General features: G+C 65.8%; 21 protein-coding genes. 14 read left to right on the plus strand and 7 right to left on the minus strand.

The window, feature by feature from the left end:
• Positions 1-15: 15 nt before the first annotated feature.
• The 6 genes from Q0R16_RS05070 to Q0R16_RS05095 all read left to right on the plus strand — a co-directional run bounded on the left by Q0R16_RS05070 (position 16) and on the right by Q0R16_RS05095 (position 6,425).
• Positions 16-483, plus strand: a complete 468-nt coding sequence (locus Q0R16_RS05070) for an SAM-dependent methyltransferase (protein WP_295632959.1) — start codon at positions 16-18, stop codon at positions 481-483.
• Between the two features lie 11 nt (positions 484-494).
• The gene (thiL, locus tag Q0R16_RS05075) at positions 495-1,388 is read left to right on the plus strand and encodes a thiamine-phosphate kinase (RefSeq protein ID WP_295633018.1); all 894 of its coding nucleotides are present in this window, start codon (positions 495-497) and stop codon (positions 1,386-1,388) included.
• A 134-nt stretch (positions 1,389-1,522) separates the two neighbouring features.
• The gene (locus Q0R16_RS05080) at positions 1,523-3,628 is read left to right on the plus strand and encodes a sodium-translocating pyrophosphatase (protein ID WP_295632962.1); all 2,106 of its coding nucleotides are present in this window, start codon (positions 1,523-1,525) and stop codon (positions 3,626-3,628) included.
• A 206-nt stretch (positions 3,629-3,834) separates the two neighbouring features.
• Positions 3,835-4,188 (plus strand): hypothetical protein, encoded by a 354-nt coding sequence (locus Q0R16_RS05085; RefSeq protein ID WP_295632965.1) that lies wholly within the window; start codon positions 3,835-3,837, stop codon positions 4,186-4,188.
• Between the two features lie 63 nt (positions 4,189-4,251).
• Positions 4,252-5,967: a hypothetical protein gene (locus tag Q0R16_RS05090; protein WP_295632969.1), complete on the plus strand. Its 1,716-nt coding sequence runs from the start codon at positions 4,252-4,254 to the stop codon at positions 5,965-5,967.
• Positions 5,968-6,125: 158 nt separating this feature from the next.
• Positions 6,126-6,425 (plus strand): WYL domain-containing protein, encoded by a 300-nt coding sequence (locus Q0R16_RS05095; protein WP_295632972.1) that lies wholly within the window; start codon positions 6,126-6,128, stop codon positions 6,423-6,425.
• Here Q0R16_RS05095 and Q0R16_RS05100 read toward each other — a convergent pair.
• Positions 6,422-6,697, minus strand: a complete 276-nt coding sequence (locus tag Q0R16_RS05100; protein ID WP_295632975.1) for a hypothetical protein — start codon at positions 6,695-6,697, stop codon at positions 6,422-6,424. The genes Q0R16_RS05095 and Q0R16_RS05100 overlap by 4 nt on opposite strands.
• Before the next feature lie 334 nt (positions 6,698-7,031).
• Between Q0R16_RS05100 and Q0R16_RS05105 the strand changes: the two genes are divergently transcribed.
• Entirely contained in the window at positions 7,032-8,123 is a 1,092-nt protein-coding gene (locus Q0R16_RS05105; RefSeq protein ID WP_295632978.1) for a GNAT family N-acetyltransferase, read from the plus strand.
• 18 nt (positions 8,124-8,141) lie between these two features.
• Here Q0R16_RS05105 and Q0R16_RS05110 read toward each other — a convergent pair whose 3' ends face one another.
• Positions 8,142-8,594 carry an Lrp/AsnC family transcriptional regulator gene (locus Q0R16_RS05110; RefSeq protein ID WP_295632981.1) on the minus strand — a complete coding sequence of 151 codons (453 nt, stop codon included), beginning with the start codon at positions 8,592-8,594 and terminating at the stop codon, positions 8,142-8,144.
• A gap of 55 nt (positions 8,595-8,649) precedes the next feature.
• On the opposite strand from Q0R16_RS05110, the gene Q0R16_RS05115 reads away from it, so the two are divergent.
• Genes Q0R16_RS05115 through Q0R16_RS05130 form a run of 4 tightly spaced genes read left to right on the plus strand, consistent with a single transcriptional unit; the run spans position 8,650 to position 11,475 of the window.
• On the plus strand, positions 8,650-9,282 hold the full coding sequence (locus Q0R16_RS05115; RefSeq protein WP_295632984.1) for a LysE family translocator: 633 nt from the start codon (positions 8,650-8,652) through the stop codon (positions 9,280-9,282).
• Positions 9,283-9,329: 47 nt separating this feature from the next.
• Positions 9,330-10,250 (plus strand): acyl-CoA thioesterase II, encoded by a 921-nt coding sequence (locus Q0R16_RS05120; RefSeq protein WP_295632987.1) that lies wholly within the window; start codon positions 9,330-9,332, stop codon positions 10,248-10,250.
• A 4-nt stretch (positions 10,251-10,254) separates the two neighbouring features.
• Positions 10,255-10,827: a carboxymuconolactone decarboxylase family protein gene (locus tag Q0R16_RS05125; protein WP_295632990.1), complete on the plus strand. Its 573-nt coding sequence runs from the start codon at positions 10,255-10,257 to the stop codon at positions 10,825-10,827.
• Between the two features lie 57 nt (positions 10,828-10,884).
• On the plus strand, positions 10,885-11,475 hold the full coding sequence (locus tag Q0R16_RS05130; RefSeq protein ID WP_295632993.1) for an NADPH-dependent FMN reductase: 591 nt from the start codon (positions 10,885-10,887) through the stop codon (positions 11,473-11,475).
• Positions 11,476-11,488: 13 nt separating this feature from the next.
• Here Q0R16_RS05130 and Q0R16_RS05135 read toward each other — a convergent pair whose 3' ends face one another.
• Entirely contained in the window at positions 11,489-11,863 is a 375-nt protein-coding gene (locus tag Q0R16_RS05135) for a hypothetical protein (protein WP_295632996.1), read from the minus strand.
• A gap of 12 nt (positions 11,864-11,875) precedes the next feature.
• The gene (locus Q0R16_RS05140; protein WP_295632999.1) at positions 11,876-12,289 is read right to left on the minus strand and encodes a hypothetical protein; all 414 of its coding nucleotides are present in this window, start codon (positions 12,287-12,289) and stop codon (positions 11,876-11,878) included.
• A 72-nt stretch (positions 12,290-12,361) separates the two neighbouring features.
• On the opposite strand from Q0R16_RS05140, the gene Q0R16_RS05145 reads away from it, so the two are divergent.
• On the plus strand, positions 12,362-12,913 hold the full coding sequence (locus Q0R16_RS05145) for a TetR/AcrR family transcriptional regulator (protein WP_295633002.1): 552 nt from the start codon (positions 12,362-12,364) through the stop codon (positions 12,911-12,913).
• Positions 12,914-12,983: 70 nt separating this feature from the next.
• On the opposite strand, the gene uvrC is transcribed toward Q0R16_RS05145, so the two are convergent.
• Positions 12,984-14,924, minus strand: coding sequence for an excinuclease ABC subunit UvrC (uvrC, locus tag Q0R16_RS05150; protein WP_295633004.1), 1,941 nt, complete (start codon positions 14,922-14,924; stop codon positions 12,984-12,986).
• A 130-nt stretch (positions 14,925-15,054) separates the two neighbouring features.
• Between uvrC and Q0R16_RS05155 the strand changes: the two genes are divergently transcribed.
• Entirely contained in the window at positions 15,055-16,650 is a 1,596-nt protein-coding gene (locus tag Q0R16_RS05155; RefSeq protein WP_295633007.1) for a wax ester/triacylglycerol synthase family O-acyltransferase, read from the plus strand.
• Positions 16,647-17,441, plus strand: a complete 795-nt coding sequence (locus tag Q0R16_RS05160) for an alpha/beta fold hydrolase (RefSeq protein WP_295633010.1) — start codon at positions 16,647-16,649, stop codon at positions 17,439-17,441. The genes Q0R16_RS05155 and Q0R16_RS05160 overlap by 4 nt, the downstream gene beginning before the upstream one ends.
• A 133-nt stretch (positions 17,442-17,574) precedes the next feature.
• Here Q0R16_RS05160 and Q0R16_RS05165 read toward each other — a convergent pair whose 3' ends face one another.
• The gene (locus Q0R16_RS05165; protein ID WP_295633012.1) at positions 17,575-18,801 is read right to left on the minus strand and encodes an FAD-dependent oxidoreductase; all 1,227 of its coding nucleotides are present in this window, start codon (positions 18,799-18,801) and stop codon (positions 17,575-17,577) included.
• A 76-nt stretch (positions 18,802-18,877) separates the two neighbouring features.
• Positions 18,878-21,392: NAD-glutamate dehydrogenase domain-containing protein (locus tag Q0R16_RS05170; RefSeq protein WP_295633015.1), on the minus strand; the 2,515-nt coding region annotated here is incomplete at its 5' end.

The raw sequence follows: 21,392 nt of genomic DNA on the forward strand, positions 1-21,392 counted from the left end.
CGAAGGCGAAATGCCATGACCAGCCCATTCGAATTGACCCCCGTGGCACACGTCCGCGGCGGCCGAACCGAAGCGATCGATGACAACTGGGGCGCCAGCCGTGCAACGATCGCGCTCGACCCCGCGCGCTTCGGGCCCGATGCGCTGGCGGGCCTGGCGAATTTCTCGCACCTCGAAGTGATCTTCGTGTTCGACAAGGTTCCGCCCGAAAAGATCGAGTACGGGGCGCGCCATCCGCGCGGCCGGCAGGACTGGCCGCTGGTGGGCATCTTCGCGCAGCGCGGCAAGAACCGGCCGAACCGGTTGGGGTTGTGCACGTGCCGGATCATCGGCGTTCAGGGGCTGACGGTCGAAGTCGAAGGGATCGACGCGATCGACGGCACCCCGGTGCTCGACCTCAAGCCGGTGATGCGCGCGTTCCTGCCGCGCGGCGAAGTGCTTGAACCGCAATGGGCGGGTGAATTGATGCGCGACTACTGGTGACCGATCCGGCCATGTCGAACGAAGCCGCCTTGATCGCCGCGCTGCGTGCGCTGGCCCCGCACCCCGCCGCGCGCGGACTGGCCGACGATGCGGCGGTGCTCGAATTCGGCGGCGAAGCGCTGGTGCTGACGCACGACATGATGGTCGAGGGCGTCCACTGGCTGCCGGGGCAGGATCCGGCGGACGTAGCCTACAAGCTGGTCGCGGTGAACCTGTCGGACCTGGCCGCCAAAGGCGCCGAGCCGTTGGGCGTGCTGCTCGGCTACACGCTCGGTCCCGATGATGCGCGGTTTGTGGCGGGGTTGAGTGAAGCGCTGGCGGAGTTCGACGTGCCGCTGCTCGGCGGCGATACCGTCAGCGCGCCGGTCGGATCGGCGCGCGCGATCGGGCTGACCGCATTGGGCCGCGCGACCTGCCAGCCGGTGCCTTCGCGCGGCGGTGCGCAAGTGGGCGACGGGGTGTGGGTGACGGGGCCGCTGGGCGGTGCGATGCTGGGGTTCGAAGTGCTGCGCGACGGGGCATCGGGCATCGACACCAGCGCATTCCGCCGCCCCAGGCCGCTGCTCGCGCAAGGCCGCGCGCTGGCGCCGCTGGTCAGCGCGATGATGGACGTGTCCGATGGCCTGTTGCTCGACGCCAGCCGCATGGCGCTGGCCAGTGGCGTGATGATTGCGCTCGACGGGTCTGCAGTCCCACTCGCCCCGGGCTTGCCCGAAGCGCGCCGGCATGACGCGCTGACCTGGGGGGATGATTACCAGTTGTTGTTTACGGCGGCGCCGCATTTCGCGCCCGATCACCCGGCCACCACGCGCGTCGGCACCGTGGCTGCGCGCGGACCGCACCCGGTCCTGCTCGATGGGTCGGCGCCTGTGGGCGCACTTGGCTTTCAGCACGGCGCACTCTGAACCGTGCCGGGACAACTCAAAATGCTCGGGCATAAAGGGTTGCGGCCCGCTGAATAACGGCTAGCTTCCGCCCCTGATCCGCCAAAGCGGGCGTTTCGCGCGGAAAATCCGTGCGTAACAAGGGGGACGATGACGTGAATCCAATTTTGCTATCGATACTTTTGGGCCTGTTAGCCGTGGTCTACGGCATATTCACCAGTCGCCAGATCCTTGCCGCCGATCCCGGCAACGCCAAAATGCAGGAGATCGCGGGCGCGATCCAGGAAGGCGCGCAGGCTTACCTCAAGCGCCAGTACACCACGATCGCCATTGTCGGCGTGATCGTCGCGGCACTCGTGCTGTTCTTCCTCGGCGCGATTTCGGCGGTCGGCTTCGTGATCGGCGCGGTGCTTTCGGGCGTTGCGGGCTTCATCGGCATGCACATTTCGGTGCGCGCCAACGTCCGCACCGCCGCCGCCGCGCAAGTAGGCTTGCAGAACGGCCTGACCATGGCGTTCCGCTCGGGCGCCGTCACCGGCATGCTCGTCGCGGGCCTCGCGCTGCTGGCGATTGCCGGCTTCTTCTACTGGCTGACCGGGCCCGGCGGCTTCGCCGTCGGCACCGCTGACCGCACCGTGGTCGAAGCCTTGACCGCGCTGGCCTTCGGCGCCTCTCTGATCTCGATCTTCGCGCGGCTGGGCGGCGGCATCTTCACCAAGGCCGCCGACGTCGGCGCCGATCTCGTCGGCAAGGTCGAGGCCGGAATCCCGGAGGATGACCCACGCAACCCCGCCGTGATCGCCGACAACGTGGGTGACAACGTCGGCGATTGCGCCGGCATGGCGGCCGACTTGTTCGAAACCTATGTCGTGACTGTGGGCGCCACGATGGTGCTCACCGCGCTCACCGTGAAGATCGCCGCACCCGCACTTATGTCGCTGATGACGTTGCCGCTGCTGATCGGCGGGGTGTGCATCGTCACCTCGATCCTCGGCACGTATTTCGTCCGCCTGGGGGGCAGCACCAACATCATGGGCGCCATGTACAAGGGCTTCCTGGTAACGGCGGTGACCTCGGTCGGCGCGATCTACTGGGCCATCCAGCACATGCTCGGCGACATGAGCGCCAAGATCGGCGAGACCGGTATCGACGGCCACGCGCTGTTCCATTGCGCGCTGGTCGGGCTGGTCATCACCGGGCTGATTATCTGGATCACCGAATACTACACGGGCACCAATTACCGCCCGGTGCGCTCGATCGCCAAGGCCTCGGAGACGGGCCACGGCACCAACGTGATCCAGGGTCTGGCGATCAGCCTCGAAGCCACCGCGCTGCCGACGCTGGTGATCGTCACCGGCATCATCGTGGCGTTCAAGCTGGCGGGCCTGCTGGGCATCGCTTACGCGGCGACCGCTATGCTGGCGCTGGCGGGCATGGTCGTGGCGCTCGACGCTTACGGTCCTGTAACGGACAACGCCGGCGGCATCGCCGAAATGGCTGGGCTGGACGATGACGTGCGCCAGCGCACCGATGCGCTCGACGCGGTGGGCAACACCACCAAGGCCGTGACCAAGGGTTATGCGATCGGATCGGCGGGCCTTGCCGCGCTGGTGCTGTTCGCCGCTTATACCACCGACCTCAAGGCGTTCTTCCCCAACATGGTGGTCGATTTCGGCCTGCAGAACCCATACGTGATCGTGGGCCTGCTGCTGGGCGCGCTGCTTCCGTACCTGTTCGCGGCCTTCGGGATGACCGCGGTGGGACGCGCCGCGGGCGACGTGGTGATCGATGTGCGCGACCAGTTCGCCAAGGACCCGGGCATCATGGCCGGGACCAGCCGCCCGGACTATGCGCGCACGGTCGATCTGGTGACCAAGGCCGCGATCAAGGAAATGATCGCGCCTTCGCTGTTGCCGGTGCTGGCGCCGATCGCGGTGTTCTTCATCATCAACATGGTGGCAGGGCAAGCGCAGGCCTTTGCGGCGCTGGGCGCGCTGCTGCTCGGCGTGATCGTCGGCGGGCTGTTCGTGGCGCTGTCGATGACCTCGGGCGGCGGTGCCTGGGACAACGCCAAGAAGTACATCGAAGACGGCCACCACGGCGGCAAGGGTTCAGAAGCCCACAAGGCTGCCGTTACGGGCGACACGGTAGGTGATCCCTACAAGGACACCGCCGGCCCCGCGGTCAATCCGATGATCAAGATCACCAACATCGTGGCGCTGCTGCTGCTCGCCGCGCTGGCGCGGCACGTGGTCGGCTAAAACTGCCTTCAGGGTTGAGCAGATGGCCCCGTCCGGAGCAATCCGGGCGGGGCCATTCCGTTTGACTACTTAGCCGGTCGCCATTCTGCCCTGAATGAAGACATCGGGCGTGCCAAATATATGTCGCGCAAAGGATTGCAAATTTGGCTCCGGTTTGGAATTAGCGGGTCATTGAGCGTATCTTTCAAATCGAGGCATCCATGAAATTGAAGCTGTTTCTCTCGGCCGCGCCGGCCGCGATGGTTCTTGCCTGCGCCGCCCCTGCCATCGCGGACGTGGCCGGGCCCATTCCCGGCGGGAATGCCTCCACCATCACCCAGACCGGAACCGGCGCGCGCGCCACGATCAACCAGCCTGCGGCGAACAGCACATCGATCGTCACGCAATCGAGCACGAAAGACCTTGCCGTCGTCACCCAGACCGGCGCCATCGGCGTCGCTTCCGAAGTGACACAAAGCGGTGATACCAACGAAGCGCAGATCGTGCAGGGTGATGATGGCAGGGCCGCACCGGGCCTGACCAAACCAGTGGCCCGTTCGTTCGTGACGCAGAGCGGCTAAAACAACCTGGTTACGCTCGACCAGCTTTCGCAAAATGCACAAAGCTTCAGCCAATCCACCGTGGTGCAAAGCGGCGACGGCGACGGTGCCACGATTACCCAGCGCGATTCGGGGCAGGTTTCGACCGTGACACAGACCGGCAATTTCGGTGTGGCCAACGTGACGCAGGGCGATGCCCTCAAGGCTGCCACCAATGGCTCGGCCGGCAATTTGTCCGACGTTTACCAGGCGGGCACAGGGTTGACCACCAGCGACGTTTTGCAAACCGGCACCAACGCGCAAAGCTTCATCACGCAGCTTGGCGCAACGGCTTCCGCCAACATCGCCCAGACAGGCGGCAACAATGCGTTCAGCCAGGTGAGCCAGACCGGTGACAACGATTCGACCGGCTCCAGCCAGACCGGGTCCGATCATTTTTCCACCGTGCGCCAGTCCAGCAACGGCAACATCGTCAACTTGACCCAGACGGGTTCGGCCAACCGCTCCAACGTGGTTCAGGCCGATGGCGGGCTGGGCAGCGCCACCGCCGATACCGCCTCGATCACCCAGTCATCGAGCGGCAACGCCAGCGACGTGACGCAGCTTGGCCTGAAGAATGTTGCCAGCGTCGTGCAAAGCGGGGCGAGCAACAAGTCCACGGTCACCATGCTGGGCACGAACGAGCGCGCATCGGTCACCCAATCGGGTTCGCGCAACACGTCGGAATGGACGATGGGTCAGGGCTCGCTCAACGCCAACCTGGGCACCATCGCGGCGGTGGTGCAAAGCGGTGATGACAACAAGTCGGTCATCAACCAGACCGGGCAGCGGCAGATTCCGGGTGATGTCAATCGCTCGTTCAGTGCGCGCGGCTTCACCGCCTTCGGCAATGAAGTGCGCGTAGTCCAGTTGTCCAGCGGGTCCACATCGCTGATCAACCAGGGCGGCACCATCAACGGCGCGATCGTGACACAGCAATCCGGGCCGTCCGTTTCCGAAGTCGACCAGATCGGCACGGCCAACGTGGCGAGGGTCTCGCTGCAAACCCGCGGCCGTTCGCTGGTGGATCAGCGCGGCGATCGCAACATTGCCAACGCCTCTGCGGGGAGCGGCCTGGCCGCGGGCACAGGCCAGTCGACGATCCTGCAATTCGGCTCGGACAATCAGGCGACCTACACCGACATTGCCTATGACAACGTTTCGCTGATCGAGCAGGCGGGCAACCGCAACCGCGCCACCGCCACCACACAAGGCAATGGCGGCGACAATACCAAGATCCTTCAGGCCGGATCGGACAATGTGGCGCAGTATCGCAGCGGCACAGGCCTGGTCGGCCAGACCAGCCTGATCGACCAGGGCGGCAATCGCAACACGGCCGATATCCAGCAAGGTTCGTCTGGCGTCAACTCGACCGTGCTCCAGCCCGGTTCGGGCAATTCGGCAAGCGTGATCCAGTTCGGCAACACCGGAGGGAGTTCCTACGTGCTCCAGTCGGGCACGGGCAACACCGGCTCGATCACGCAAGGCAAGCCCGGCGAAATGTCCTCGCTGATCCAGTCGGGATCGACCAATCGCGCCACGGTGCGGCAGAGCGGCGCCAGCGAAACCTCGCTGCTGACGCAGAGCGGCGACAACAACGGCGCCACGATCACGCAATCGGGCGTGAGCGACAGTTCGAGCGTGATCCAGTCGGGCTCGACCAACACCGCCACGGTGACGCAGGGCGCGGACCTCAACAGTTCGACCATCACTCAGGCCGGCACCAACGGCACGGTTACCGTCAGCCAGAACGCCGGATAGGCGCGAGGCCCGGCGCGAATATATCCCCGTCCGGAGCGATCCGGGCGGGGTTTTCATATGTGTCGATACGCTCTTGCCTCGGCAACAGATGAGCAATATGCTGCAACGCACAATTGATGCTCGGACTCGCCCGAAACCTGCCCAGGACGCCACACAGCATGACCGAAACCCGCATGGCCCTGCTCGAAGCGGTAGCCCGCCGCCGCGTGGTCACCGCGCAGTACAACGGCGTGACGATGAAGCTGGCACCGCACCTGCTGTTCGAACGGCATGGCGATCTGTTCGTCGGCGCCTGGAACATGACCAAGAATGCACGGCCCGAAAATGAGCCCAGGCTCGGCCACTTCAAGCTCGGCGGTTTGGCAGACGTGGCGCTGACCGAGGAACCGTTCGAACCGATCCCATCGTTCGCACCCGCAGCACCCCGCGCCGACGATACGCTGGTGATGGCGATCTAGACCGTACGCCCGAACAGACCCCGCTTCTTCCGGCGGGGTTCAGGGCGCGACTGGCCGGTGAGCAAAAACAGGTAATTGGCCAGCAGCGTCGCCTGTTCGTGAGTCATGAACAGGTGCGTGTGCGTCAGGTCTTCGGGCCGATGTGGCTTGCCGCCTTCGAAAGTTTCGGTGCGCAGCACGATCCGTCCGCCAAAATCCTGCGAACTCCAGCCGACCAGGACCTGGAAGCGCGGATCGTCGTCCTCTCGACGCTCATCGTTCGCCTCGCTCATGGTGTTCTCCCACGATCTTTGCCCGTGCCAACGATCACGGGAGGACAAGGCTGCACCCGCTGGCCACCGGGGGTCAAGCCCGACCTGATCGCAATTGACCGGCGGGCCGGCCGCTGGCGATGGCCGGGTGGAGCGGCTTGCCGCCAAAATGGCACCAACGTTAACACTCGCTTTGCTCTGCGGGGCTAAAACGCGGCTACGCAACGGGGCTTCACGAAACATGACAGGACTTGCCGGACTTTTGCGTTGGCCATCCGGCGCCGGCCCAGAAGCTGGCCTCGGCGTCAGGCGCGATGCGTCGCGCTCGCCGACAAACGCCGCGCCAATGCACGCGATGGCGCAGACCTGGCAGGACTGGAGCGCGCACGATCCGCTCGCGGCGCGGCACTGGGACCATCTTGCGCAATTCGCCTCCACGCCAAATCCGTTCTTCGAGCGCTGGTTTCTGCAACCGGCACTCGAAGCGCTCGATCCGCACCATCGGGTCAAGCTGGTGCGGTTCGAACGCGCCGGTGAACTGATCGGACTGCTGCCGGTGGAGCGCGCCCGCCGCTATTCGCGCTGGCCGTTGCCGCACCTGGCATCGTGGTTGCACCCCAATTGCTTCCTGGGTGCACCGCTGGTGCAATACGGCGAGGAGGCCGCGTTCTGGCAGGCGCTGCTGGCGCGCGCCGATGCCAAGCCAGGGGCTGCGCTGTTCCTTCATCTTGCCGCGATGCCGCTCGATACGCGATTGGCCGATGCACTGTTCGCCACTTGCGCAGCGCAGCGCCGCCGCATCGCGCTGGTCCGCCGCGAGGAACGCGCGATGCTGGCCTCGACCATGGCGCCGGTCGATTATCTGGCCCACGCCTTGCCGGGCAAGAAGCGCAAGGAACTGCGCCGCCAGCAGGCGCGGCTGGCGGAACTAGGCACCGTCGCCACGGTCCGGCAGGATGACGCGCAGGGCATTCACGAATGGATCAACGCGTTCCTCAGCCTTGAAGCGCGCGGCTGGAAGGGCCGCGAAGGCAGCGCGCTGGCCGCCGTGCCCGGCACCGCCGTGCTGTTCCGTGGCGCGCTGGCCGAAGCCGCAGCGCGCGGCAAGCTCGAACGGCTGAGCCTGACGCTGGATGGCAGGCCGATTGCGATGCTCGCCAGCTTTCTGAGTGCGCCGGGCGCGTTCAGCTTCAAGACCGCGTTCGACGAGGATTTTGCGCGCTTTTCGCCTGGCGTGCTGCTCCAGCTTGAAAACCTGGCAATGCTCGACCGCAAGACCATCGACTGGACCGACAGTTGCGCCGCCACCGACCACCCGATGATCGATTCGCTGTGGGAACAACGTCGGCCGATCGGTCGGCTCTCGGTGGCGATCGGCGGCTTTGCGCGGCGTGCGGTGTTCGGCAAGCTGGCGGATATTGAGTTGGGGCGGTTGGGGAAAGCTTGATCCGCGCGTTTCCGCAGTTCAGTCGCGTTCGTCCTTTGGCGACTCCATGACGATATAGGACGTCAGCGTCGCAACTTGCGCCAAGGCGCCAAGCACTTCGGTGTGGAAGTGCTTGTAGGCGGCCATGCTGCTGCATTCGACGCGCAGCAGATATTCGATCGAGCCGGTGACGTTGTGGCATTCGCGGACCTCGGGCGCCTTGGCCACCGCCGCTTCGAACGCCGCTTGCTCCGCCTTGGTATGGCGCGACAGCCCCACCGCCACATATGCCCGAAACCCCACGCCGCGCGCCTCGGGGGACACCACGGCGCGGTATCCCAGGATCGCCCCGCCCAGTTCCAGCGCCTGCACGCGCCGCAAACAGGCCGAAGCCGACAAGCCGACGCGGCTGGCCAGTTCGGTGTTGGTGATTCTGCCGTCGGCAGTCAGCTCGCGCAATATATTGCGGTCTATGCGATCGATTTGATCCATAAGTTGCAAGTTTATCGGCATTTACTGCAATATTTACAAGGATTTTCCGCATCAAATGCGATATTCTTCGCGGATGATGACCCCCGCGCTCCTGGTCGGCCTTGCCGGCTTCGCCCTTGTCTCGTCGATCACGCCGGGGCCCAACAATCTCATGCTGATGGCGTCGGGGACCAATTTCGGCTTCCGACGCACGCTGCCGCATATGCTGGGCGTGACATCGGGCTTCACGCTGATGGTGTTTCTGGTGGGGTTGGGGCTGGCAACGACCTTGCAGCAAGTGCCCTATGCTTTCGGGGTGCTCCAGATCGCCAGCGTGGCCTATCTGCTCTATCTCGCCTGGCGCATCGCCACTTCGGTGGCTCCGGTTGGCGGGGTGGGCCCGGCTGCCGCTGCACGTCCGATGACCGCGCTTCAGGCGGTGCTGTTCCAGTGGGTCAATCCCAAGGCCTGGTCGATGGCGCTGACCAGTGTTGCGGTTTATTGCGGGCAGGATCGCAGCGCGGCGACGATGGCGCTGGTGGCCGCTGTGTTCGGCGTGATCAACCTGCCGACGGTCAGCCTGTGGGCCTTTGTCGGCAGCCGACTGGTCACATGGCTTGGCGATCCGGCGCGCCTGCAATTGTTCAACCGCTGCGCCGCCGCCCTGCTGGTCGCCTCGATCTACCCGGTGCTGCGACACGTGGCCTGAAGCGCTGACAAGTTGACCCGGGCCAAGCGGCGCTTCATGGCCGCTGCATGTCTGAAACTGCCACGCCCGAACAACTCGTCGACGGACTGATCCGCCTGCTCGACGTTACACCCACCGGTGACGATCACTTTGCCGGCCGCCGCAAGCCGGGCGGCGTGGGCCGCGTGTTCGGCGGGCAGGTGATCGCGCAGGCGCTCGCCGCGGCCGAGCGCACCGTGGCCGATGCCAATAGAAACGAAGAACGCCCGGTCCACTCGCTCCATGCCTATTTCCTGCGCGGCGGGAACGAGGACCACGAGATCGATTTCCGCATCGATCGCGATCTCGATGGCGGCAGTTTCTCCAACCGTCGCGTCACCGCCAGTCAGCAGGCCAATGGGCAAGTGCGTCCGATCCTCACGCTGTCGGCATCGTTCCAGCGCCGCGAGCAGGGCGTGCACCACAGCGACACGATGCCAGATGTGCTCCCGCCCGACGCGGTGCCGAGCGAGGCCGAATTGCGCGAGCAATATGCCAGCAGCGTGCCCGAACACGTGCGCCAGATGATGCTGATCCCGCGCCCGATCGAGATGCGCCACCTTGAGCCGCGCCACTGGATGGGCGCCGAGCCAAGCGCACCGGTATCGAACACCTGGTTCCGCGCCGCCGCGCCGCTGCCGAACGATCCCAAGCTGCACCGCGCGGTGCTGGCTTATGCCACCGACATGACGCTGCTGGGCACCTGCGCGCTGCCGCACGGGTTGTCATGGACGCTGGGCAACCTGATGGGCGTGAGCCTGGATCACGCGATCTGGTTCCACGATCCCGATGTCAAGGCAGACGAATGGCTGCTTTACGCTTGCGACAGCCCTTGGGCAGACCGCGCACGCGGTTTCAACCGGGGCAAGATTTTTGCCCAGGATGGCCGGCTGGTTGCCGAAGTCGCGCAGGAAGGCCTCATTCGCAAGATCGTGCCGAAGGGATCATGAACCAATGCGCCTGACCGAGCCCCGCCTGGCCCCGCTGGCCGATGCGGATCTCAGCCCCGAACAGGAAGCAGTGCTGGCCGGTTTCCGCGCCGGTGGACGCGATTACAACATCTTCCGCACGTTTGCGCGCGATCCGGCGGCACTCAAGGCGTTTCTGGTCTGGGGCGGGCATGTGCTCTCGAACGACAACCCGCTGGGCGCCCGCCGCCGCGAGATCGCGATCCTGCGCACCGGGTATCTGTGCAAGGCTGGCTATGAATGGGCCCGTCACGTTCCGATCGCGCGCCATGCCGGGATGAGCGAAGCCGAAATCGCCGCGATCAAGGTCGGCGCCGCCGATCCGGCCTGGGACGAGGCCGACCGCGCGTTGCTGACCGCAACCGACGCCCTGGTGACCGATCACTTCATCGACGACGCGGGCTGGCAGGCGCTCTGCACGCACTTCAGCGAGGCCGGGCGGCTTGCCCTGATCTTCACCGTGGGCCAGTACACGATGGTCTCGATGTTCCTCAACAGCGTGGGCGTACAACTCGATGACGACGTGACGCTGGATGCGGACCTGGACAAACGCGGGTAGTCTGCAAACGCGCCCGGCGCTGTGGCCGGGTGGTCATTGCCAAGACGGAGGCCAGTCATGCCTGCCAAGATCCTGATCTTCTATGGCTCATACCGATCTGACCGGCAGGGCATCCGGCTCGCCCATTTCCTATGCGGAGCGTTCAACGATCGCGGTGCGCAGGCCGAATTGATCGATGCCAAGGCCATCGGCCTGCCGATGCTCGATCGCATGTACAAGGAATACCCATCCGGAGAGGCGCCGCCGGCGCTTGAAGAACTGGCCGGGAAAATCCGCGGCGCCGATGCCTTCGTGTTCGTGACGGGCGAGTACAACTGGGGCGTACAACCCGGGCTCAAGAACCTGACCGACCATTTCCTCGAAGAATGGTTCTGGCGCCCTGCCGCGATCGCCAGCTATTCAGCAGGACGCTTTGCCGGTGTCCGGGCCGGACTCGCCTGGCATGGCACGCTGTCCGAAATGGGCATGGTGGTGGTTTCGAGCACATTGGCAGTGGGCGCGATCGGCCATGCACTCGACGCGCAAGGCCGCCCGACCGGCGAAGGCGGCGAGGCGCTGGCCCGCGCCTTTCCCCGGTTTGCCGATGATCTGGCGTGGTGGACCCAGGCCGCGCAAGTTCAACGCACCAGCATGCCACCGCCCTACTGAGGCCGGCGGGTCATCATGCTGCGCAATCGGCAGTCATCGGGGATGCCAGTGCCGCGCGCTTCGGCCCAAGCACGAGCACGCGCGAATCGCCCCGGGCGTGGACGCTCGCGACCAGCAGGTATGTTGCCAGCACCGGGGTCCCGCCGAAAAATCCCAGGACGCCCAATGCCAGACCCACCGGGCTGAAATTGTGCCGCCACGCCAGCCACAGCCCCGACAACGACAGCAGCCCCACGAAATCCAGGTTGAACTGGCCCGGCCAGGCGCCTTGCGCGATGGCGCCGAAGAACATCGGCATCAGGTTCCATCCGTGATGCGCGATCGTGCCCGCGGTATAGGCAACGATGGCCAGAACCAGCGCAGCCAGGAACAGACGGAAGCTTGCCATGATCGCATTCCTTCAGGCCGGGGTGTGGCGCGCCGCCGGCGCAGTTTCGCGCAGGAACAGATAGCGCGCGGCCATGGCCAGCAGCCCCACGCTGCCGGTGCAGGCGATTGCCACGAACCATGGCGCCAGCCGCATGCCACGGGCTTTGGCGCGCGGGGCAAGCAGCGCGAACGCCGTGCCCATGCTCAGCAGCAGATCGAACCAGATCTGGTTGCCCCAGGCATCGCGCAGGTGTTCGGACCAGAATCCCAGCGGGCCTTCGAGCGCGACCGTCCAGACCGACCAGCCGAACAGTGCCGCAGATAGCGTGGCGGGGATCAACCACATGCCGCGCCCGGGACCTGCAGCAGCGCGAGCGATGATCACCATTCCGGCAAGCAGGAACGCGATTGCGGCAAGGACAGGCAGGAAATGATACTGCGGCATGGTGACACCCAATTTTGTAGCACTTGCTACATCAATAGGTTGCTGTAGCGGTCGCTACAAGAGGAAAACACAATGGCACCCCGAGACGACCAGCGCGCACGCGCCACCAGCCTGCTGGCCGCGCATTTGCTGCACAGCGGCCTTGCGGCCACCAGCTTGCGCCAGCTTGCCGCCGCCGCCGGGGTGAGCGACCGCATGCTGCTTTACTACTTTGCCGACAAGGCCGAGGCGCTGGCGGCGGCGATGGCGCAGATCGCCAGCGATATCGGCGCCCAGCTTGCCGATGCCATTCCCCTCGGGCCGAAGTTGCCACCGGCCACGTTGATCGCGATTGCCGCGCGGATCACCACGACGCCCGACATGAAACCGTACATGCGGCTGTGGATCGAAGTGGTTGCCGCCTCCGCGCGCGGCGAAGCGCCGTTTCCAGCCGTCGCACGCCAGATCGCGACGGGCTTTCGCATCTGGATCGAGGCAAGGCTCGATCCTGCCGGGCTGCCCGATCCGGTGGGCACCGCCGCGCTGATCCTGGCCACGGTCGACGGGCTGGCGCTGCTCGACGTCTGTTCGGAAGACGGCATCACCGAGCGCGCCGCCCAGGCCGCCCAGTTGCCCGGGATCTGACCGACCCGGGCACAATCAGCCTTCGATTGCATTTTGCAAGCCAAGGAATTGCCGGTTGCCGGTCGGCGGCCTACCCCTTCGGATGATAGAAATCGTAGACCGCCTGCGCCACCGTGGCCGATACGCCGGGTGCCTTCTGCAAGTCCTCCAACCCGGCCGCGCGCACTCCGCCTGCTGTGCCGAAGTGCAGCAGCAGCGCGCGTTTGCGGGCGGGGCCGATGCCGGGGACTTCGTCGAGCGGGCTGGCGGTGATCGTGCGGCTGCGTTTGTCGCGGTGGGCGCCGATGGCAAAGCGGTGGACTTCGTCGCGCAGGCGCTGGAGGTGGAACAGCAAGGGCGAATTTTCGGGCAGCATCTTTTCGCGGCCGTCGGGGAAGTGGAACACCTCGCGCCCCTCGCGGCCGTGGTGCGGGCCTTTGGCGATCGCCACCAACGCCACGTCCTCGATGCCGAGCTCCTCGAGCGCATCTTTTACCGAGCTCATCTGGCCCTTGCCGCCGTCGATCAGCACCAGATCGGGCCACATGCCGCTATCCCGGTCCGGGTCCTCGTCCTGAGCGCGCGCAAATCTGCGGCCCATCACTTCGCGCATCATGCCGAAATCGTCGTTGGTCTGCGCGGTCTTGATGTTCCACTTGCGGTACTGGTTCTTGAGGAAGCCCTCGGGCCCGGCCACGATCATCGCGCCGAGCGCATGGGTGCCCTGGATATGGCTGTTGTCATAGACTTCCACGCGAGCGGGCGGTTCGGGCAGTTCGAGGAATTCGGCCATCTCTCGCCATATCTTCGCCTTGGTGCCGCTTTCTGCCATGCGCCGTTCGAGCGCCTCGACCGCATTGCGGCTGGCCTGTTCGAGCAGCCGACGGCGGTCGCCGCGCTGGGGCACGCTGATTTCCACCTTGCCGCCGGCCGCGCCGGCGAACGCTTCGGCGAGCAATTCGGCCTCGGGCAATTCGCGATCGACCAGAACCAGCCGCGCCGGCGGGACTTCCTCGTAGAATTGCGCAAGGAAGGCAGTGAGCACTTCGGCCTCGCTCAGCCCCTCGGTGTGCGTGGGGAAGAACGCGCGGTGGCCCCAGTTCTGTCCGCCGCGGATGAAGAACGCCTGCACCGCGAAGTGCCCGCCATTGGCCGCCGCCGCGAACACATCGGCATCGGCGAGGCCGGCGGCGTTGATGCCCTGGCTGCCCTGGATGAAGGTGGCGGCGCGCAGCCGGTCGCGCAGCATGGCCGCGCGTTCGAAATCGAGCGCGGTTGCCGCCTCGGCCATCTGACTTTCGAGCTTGGCCTGGACCGCGCCGCTCTTGCCGCCGAGGAAATCGCGCGCCTCGCCGACCAGTTCGGCATAGTCGGCCTCGTCGATCCGCCCGACGCAGGGGGCCGAGCAGCGCTTGATCTGGTAGAGCAGGCACGGTCGGTCGCGGCGCGCGAGGAAGCTGTCGGTGCAACTGCGCAGCAGGAACAGTTTTTGCAGCGCATTGATCGTCACATTGACCGATCCGGCGCTGGCGAAGGGGCCGTAGTAATTGCCCTTCGCGCGCCGTGCGCCGCGATGCTTGGAGATGCGCGGGTAAGCGTGATCGGTGCGCAACAGGATGAACGGGAACGATTTGTCGTCGCGCAGCAGCACGTTGTAGGGCGGACGGAAGCGCTTGATCAGCTGCGCTTCGAGCAGCAGCGCCTCGGCTTCGGAATTGGTGGTGACGATGGTCATGCCGCGCGTCTGGCTGACCATGCGCTTGAGCCGCAGCGGCAGCCGATCGACTTGCGTGTAATTGGCCACGCGGTTCTTCAGCACCCGCGCCTTGCCGACATAGAGCACGTCACCGCGCGCATCGAGCATCCGGTAAACGCCGGGCTTGGGCCGCAAGGTCTGGACCACTTCGCGGATCGCGGCGACGCCGGCCTCGATATCGGGCTGGTCGGACCCGCGCAGCGTATAGCTGGCCCGATCTTCGTTGAACCGGTCGGGGGTCGCGTTGGCGGGGGGTGCGGAAGGGGTACGGGCCATCGTCGGCCCATTTAGGGACGTCGGGTCGCTTGCGGAAGCGGTTGTTGACAGACTTCGGGGGAAGGTTACGTTTCATCCAAAGCCCGGATCAACCGAGCGGCCAGAAATGGCATAGGGGGAAGGAACGCCTTTGCGGCAGCTCCAGGGCATGGATGCCTCGTTCGTTGCGCTGGAAACGCGCAATTCGCCGATGCATATCGGTTCGATCCTGATCTACGATCCGGCGACGGCGCCCGGTGGGTTCGTCCGCTTCAAGGACATCCTGCGCTTCTACGAAAGCCGGATGCAGCTTTCCAAGACCATGCGCCAACGGCTGGTGCGGGTGCCGTTCGATCTCGATTATCCGTACTGGATCGAGGACGAGGAATTCGATCTCGAATACCATGTCCGCCACCTCGCGCTGCCCAAGCCGGGCGATTGGCGGCAATTGTGCATCCAGGCCGCGCGGATTTTCGCGCGCCCGCTCGACCTGACGCGGCCGCCGTGGGAATTCACGGTGATCGAGGGGCTGGACAACGTGCCCGGTGTCTCGCCCGGCAGCTTCGCGATGGTCACCAAAGTCCACCACTGCGCGATCGACGGGATGAGCGGAATCGACTTGATGGAGGCGCTCCACACGCTCGATCCGCACGCCGCGGCGCCGCAGCAGCCCGATGAGTGGAAGCCCGAACCGGTGCCGAACGTGCTCGGCCTGCTGGCAAAAAGCTGGTTCAACGCGGTGACCAATCCGGTGCGGCAGATCGAAGTGGCCGCGCGCGCGGTGCCGGGGCTGGCGCGGGCTACCAAGGGCCTGCTGACCAAGGACTTCAAGGTCCACGGCGAGATGCTTGCCCCGCGATCGCGCTTCAACGTGGTGCTTTCGCCCAACCGCGTGGTCGAGGGACGCAGCGTTGCCTTGGCCGATATCAAGGCGATCCGCGCGCTGGCGCCGGGCGCGAAAGTCAACGACGTGTTCCTGGCGATCGTCGGCGGGGCGATGCGCAAGTACCTGCTTGCGCACGATGATCTGCCGGACAAGACGCTGACCGCGATGGCGCCGATCTCGGTCCGCTCCACCGACGAGAAGGGCGACATGGGCAACCAGGTCGCCGCCATGATCGCTCCCCTCGGCACGCATATCGCCGATCCGGCCGAACGGCTGCGCTATGTCCATTCGCAAACCACCAATTCCAAGGCGATGACCGACGCGATCGGCGCGCGCAACATGACCGAGATGAGCAAGGTTTCGCCCGCACTGTTCATGGCACTGGGCGCGCAGCTTTATACCCGGCTGGGCCTGGCCAACCGCATGGCGCCGCCGTTCTCGACCGTGGTCACCAATGTGCCCGGCCCGCCGGTGCCGATTTACTCCGCCGGCGCGCGGCTCGAAAGCATGATGGGGCTGCTGTGCCTGACCGACGGGATGGGCCTGGGCCATGTCGTGCAGAGCTATTGCAAGGAGGCGACGATCAGCTTCACCGCCGATCGCAAGGTGATGCCCGATCCGGAATTCTACGCACAGTGCATAGAGGACAGCTTCACAGAACTGCGCGATGCGGCAAAGGCGGCGAAAGACGCGCCGGAACCGGCACCCGCGGCCACCGTTACAAAGCCAAAGCCCGCGCCTCGCGCCAAGACCGCGGCCAAGCCGGGGACCCCTAGGACTATTAAGCGCCCTGAGACTGCCAAGCGATCCGAGACTGCCAAGCGATCCGAGACTGCGAAACGAAAGACTCCCACGACATGACCACTGCTACCTCCATCCGCCGCCCCGCCACCCCGCCGCACAAGCTGCTCACGATCGGCGAAGTACGCGCGGTCTTCGAACTTGGCGCTTTCGTCGTCGCGCGCCCATTGCTGGGGCTGTTGCCCAAGGGCGATGGCCACCCGGTGCTGGTGCTGCCGGGCTTCATGGCCTCTGACAAATCGACTTCACCGATGCGCAGGCTGCTTACCGATCTCGGCTATGACGCACGCGGCTGGGAACTGGGTCGAAACGTGCGGATCGACGGCCAGCGCGTGCAGGAACTGGTGGACCGGCTGCAGACGATCCACCAGGAGACCGGCCGCAAGGTCTCGTTGATCGGTTGGAGCCTGGGCGGTTTGCTGGCGCGCGAACTCGCCAAGATCCACCCCGAAGCGGTGCGCCAGGTGATCAGCCTCGGCAGCCCGATCTCGGACGATCGTGACCATTCGGACGCGCGCCACCTGTTCGAAATGCTCAACGGCAAGGATGCCGCACCAGTCCACCACGGCCACCATTTCACTGGCCTCAACAATGCCCCGCCGGTGCCGACCACCTCGATCCTGACCAAGGGCGACGGCGTGGTCCACTGGCGCGGATCGGTGCAGCACCCCGAAACCGGGCACGCCGAAGCCGAGAACATCGAGGTCATGGCCAGCCATATCGGCCTGGGCGTCAACCCCAGCGTGATGATCGCGCTGGCCGACCGGCTGGCGCTGAAGGAAGGCGCCTGGCAGCCGTTCCGGCCGAGCCTGATCCATCGATGGATGTTCCCGAAGACGCGGCTGCACTGAGGCGATGACACTTGCGCCCAGGAAACAACCCCACTGCGGCCAGGCCCTGGGGCTGCCAATGCCATTCCAGCGGTTTTCAGGCTTGTAACATGTGCGTCCAAGCTATCGGAATGCGAACGTCAAAATCAGCTCATTAGATCAGCGACTTCAAAGCCACCTCGGGATCAGCCAGCGCCGTCACGTCGGGCGTCGCGCGCGCCTCTACCAGCTTCCGCCCGGCGACGTAATCGCGCACCATGTTGACGCAGTCGAGCGCGATCACATGGCCGCCCTTCAGGTACACCACCGAAAAACTGCGCGTGGCCGGATCGCCGCGCAGGATGGCCTGGTCGTAGCCGGTCGAGAGGCCGACGGTTTGAAGCTTGAGGTCATACTGGTTCGACCAGAACCACGGCGTGGCCTTGTAGGGCTGCGGATCTCCGCAGATGGCCTTGGCTACGGTGTTGGCCATGTCGTTGGCGTTCTGGACCGATTCGAGCCGGATCACCGCGCCATCGGCGAAGGCGTTGGAATGGCTGGCGCAATCGCCGATCGCGTAGATATCGGGCAGGCTGGTGCGGCAAAATTCGTCCACCTCCACACCGTTTCCGCCCGCCGCGCCGGCGGTGATGAGCGGGCCGACCGCGGCGATGATGCCGATGCCGACGATGACGATCTCGGCGGGGACAACGCTGCCGTCGGCAAGCAGGACTCCGGTGGCCTTCACGCCGTCGCCCACGATCGAATCGACCATGACGCTGGTGCGCAAGTCCACGCCGTGCGCGCGATGATCGGCTTCGTAGAACGCCGAGAGATCCTCGCCCGCCACCCGCGCCAGCACGCGCGGCAGTGCTTCGAGCAGCGTGACCTGGCAGCCGAGCTTGGTCAGCACCGCCGCCGCCTCCAGCCCGATATAGCCGCCGCCGATCACCGCGACGGTTTTCGCGCCGGCATCCAATTCGCCCATCAGCCGATCGACATCTTCGCGCGTGCGCACCGCGTGGACGCCCGCCAGGTCCGCCCCGGCGCACGACAACTTGCGCGGATCGCCGCCGGTGGCCCAGATCAGCGTGCCGTAATCGCACGTCTCACCGCCCGACAGCGTCAGCCGCTTTGCCAGTGGATCGACGGCGAGCACTTCACGGCTCAGTTCCATGCGGATCTGCTTTTCTGCCCATAGCGTCGGAGGGCGGATATAGAGCCGCTCGAACGGCTTCTCGCGCGCGAGGTATTCCTTCGACAGCGGCGGGCGTTCGTAAGGCGGCTCGGCCTCGCGCCCGATCATCGCGATCGAGCCGGTGAAGCCGTTCTGGCGCAAGGCCAGTGCCGCCTGCGCGCCGCCGTGTCCGGCACCCACGATGACGATGTCCGCTGATTCCATTTCGTTCAACTCCCGTTTGCACGGGCGTTTGAGCAAAATGGGGCGAAGGTCAAGGCAGAGGAGTCGGCCCGCCCCGCTACTTCGCCAGCACACCCCGCGCCTGGCTGGCCAGTTGCGCCAGCATCACCGGGGTAACCGGGCTGGCGCCCCTCGCCCGGCCGACCAGCGCGCGAAATTGCTGGATCGCGGCGGCGTGGGTGTCGAGCCAGCGGGTGGCGGCCGGGACCGGGTCCTTGCGACCCTTGGCCACGCGCCGCAGGAAATCAAGCCGCATGTGCTGGAAATCGCGCGCCAGGCCGTTGACCAGCAGCCGCTCCCACGGATCGGACGGGTTCATGCGTTCGGCAGTCTGCTGCGCCCAATCGAGCCCGAGCCGCACACCGACTTCGATGAACGCGCCGGTCAGTGCCGGCGCGGCAGTACCGCTGTCGCGTGCGAGCATGGCGATCCCGGCGGCACCGTCGAGATCGAACAAGTGCGCAACCATTGCGGCTTCGGCTGGCGGTGCGCCGGCTGCAACCAGCCTTGCGCACATGGCATCGGACTGCGCGCGCGGTTCCACGCCCAGCAGCGTACCGACCGCGTCTGACAGGCTCGCCATCGGCTTGGCCAGTTCGGCCACCAGCCGCGTAGGCGGCACAGTGCCGGCGCCGACGCGCAGCAGATCGGCCATGTGGCTGGACAATGCCGCGGCGGCGCGGTCGAACAGCAGGATGCGCGCGGTTTCGGGCATCGGCGCGGTTTCGAGGGCGTGCCACACCGCATCCATGCCGAACAGCCGCTCGGCCGCGACGAACGCGGCGGCGACCTGGGCGGGCGATGCGCCTTCCTCTTCGGCCAGTTCGAACGGGTGGAGCATGCCCATGCGGTTGACCATCCGGTTGGCGAGCCGCGTCGCGATGATCTCGCGGCGCAGCCGGTGAGCCAGGATGTCCTTGCGGAACTTGCCGCGCATCGGTTCAGGGAACGCACAGAGCAGTTCGCCCGCGAGCCCCGGATCATCCACCACATTGCTGTCTTCGAGCGCGCGCTGGAGCACCAGTTTGGCGCTGGACAGCAGCACTGCAAGCTCTGGCCGGGTGAGGCCGTGGCCTTCAGCAGCGCGGCGGGTTAGCTGTTCCGCATCGGCCAGCCCTTCGGTGCGGCGATCGAGATCACCCGCTTCTTCAAGCATGTCGATCAGGCGCGAATAGCTGGCAATGGCGGCTGCGCGGGGGCGTTCGGCAATCGACAACGCCAGCGCCTGCAGGCGGTTGTCCTCCAGCACATGCGCCGCCACCGCGTCGGTCATGCCGACCAGCAGCGACACGCGCCCGCGTTCGGACAGCCGCCCGGCCCGCTTGGCCGAGGCGAGCGCGATCTTGATGTTGACCTCGTTGTCCGAGCAATCGACCCCGGCCGAATTGTCGATGAAATCGGTGTTGATTCGGCCACCCACCGGCTTCGCGTCGGCACCGATCGGACCCGCCAGCGAAAACGCGATGCGCGCGGCTTGGGTGATGCCCAGATTTGCACCTTCGCCGATCACGCGCACGCGCAATTGTTCGGCATCGACGCGGATGGCGTCGTTTGCGGGGTCGCCAACGGTGGCGTTGTTTTCGCTGGCCGCTTTCACATAAGTGCCGATGCCGCCGAACCACAGCAGGTCGGCCGGCGCGCGCAGGATCGCCGAGATCAGCGTCTCGGGGTCCATCTCCGCCGCTTCGATATCGAGCGCGGCGCGGACTTCTGCCGACAAGGGAATCGCCTTCATCGTGCGCGGGAACACGCCGCCGCCAGCCGAAATCACGGTGCGGTCGTATTCGTCCCAACTCGATCGCGGCAGCGCGAACAGCCGCGCGCGCTCGGTCCAGCTTTTCGCTGCATCGGGGTCGGGATCGAGGAAAATGTGGCGATGATCGAACGCGGCGAGCACTTTCAGCGTCTTCGACAGCAGCATGCCGTTGCCGAACACGTCGCCCGACATGTCGCCCACGCCCACCACGCGCACCGGGTCGGCCTGGACGTCGACGCCCAGTTCGAGGAAATGCCGCCGCACCGACAGCCACGCGCCTTTGGCGGTGATGCCCATCGCCTTGTGGTCGTAGCCCTTCGAACCGCCGCTGGCGAAGGCATCGTCGAGCCAGAAATCCTGGCTTTCCGCAATGGCGTTGGCGGTGTCCGAGAAGGTGGCGGTGCCCTTGTCGGCGGCGACCACGAAGTACGGGTCCTCCCCGTCGCGGATCACCACCGCATCGGGGTGGATTACCTTGCCTTCGACGATGTTGTCGGTGATCGACAGCAGCGTGCGGATGAACACCCGGTAGCTGGCCTTGCCCTCGGCCAGCCAGCCCTCACGGTCTCGCGTCGGATCGGGCAACTGCTTGGGATAGAACCCACCCTTGGCGCCGGTCGGCACGATCACCGCGTTCTTGACGCGCTGCGCCTTCATCAGCCCGAGCACTTCGGTGCGGAAATCGTCGCGACGGTCTGACCAGCGCAAACCGCCGCGCGCGATCGGCCCGGCGCGCAAGTGAATGCCTTCAACGCGGCGCGAATAAACGAAGATCTCGCGCCACGGCAGCGGGCGCGGCAGCCCCGGCACCATCGCC

This window comes from Novosphingobium sp., assembly GCF_025351285.1.
GTDB lineage: Bacteria > Pseudomonadota > Alphaproteobacteria > Sphingomonadales > Sphingomonadaceae > Novosphingobium.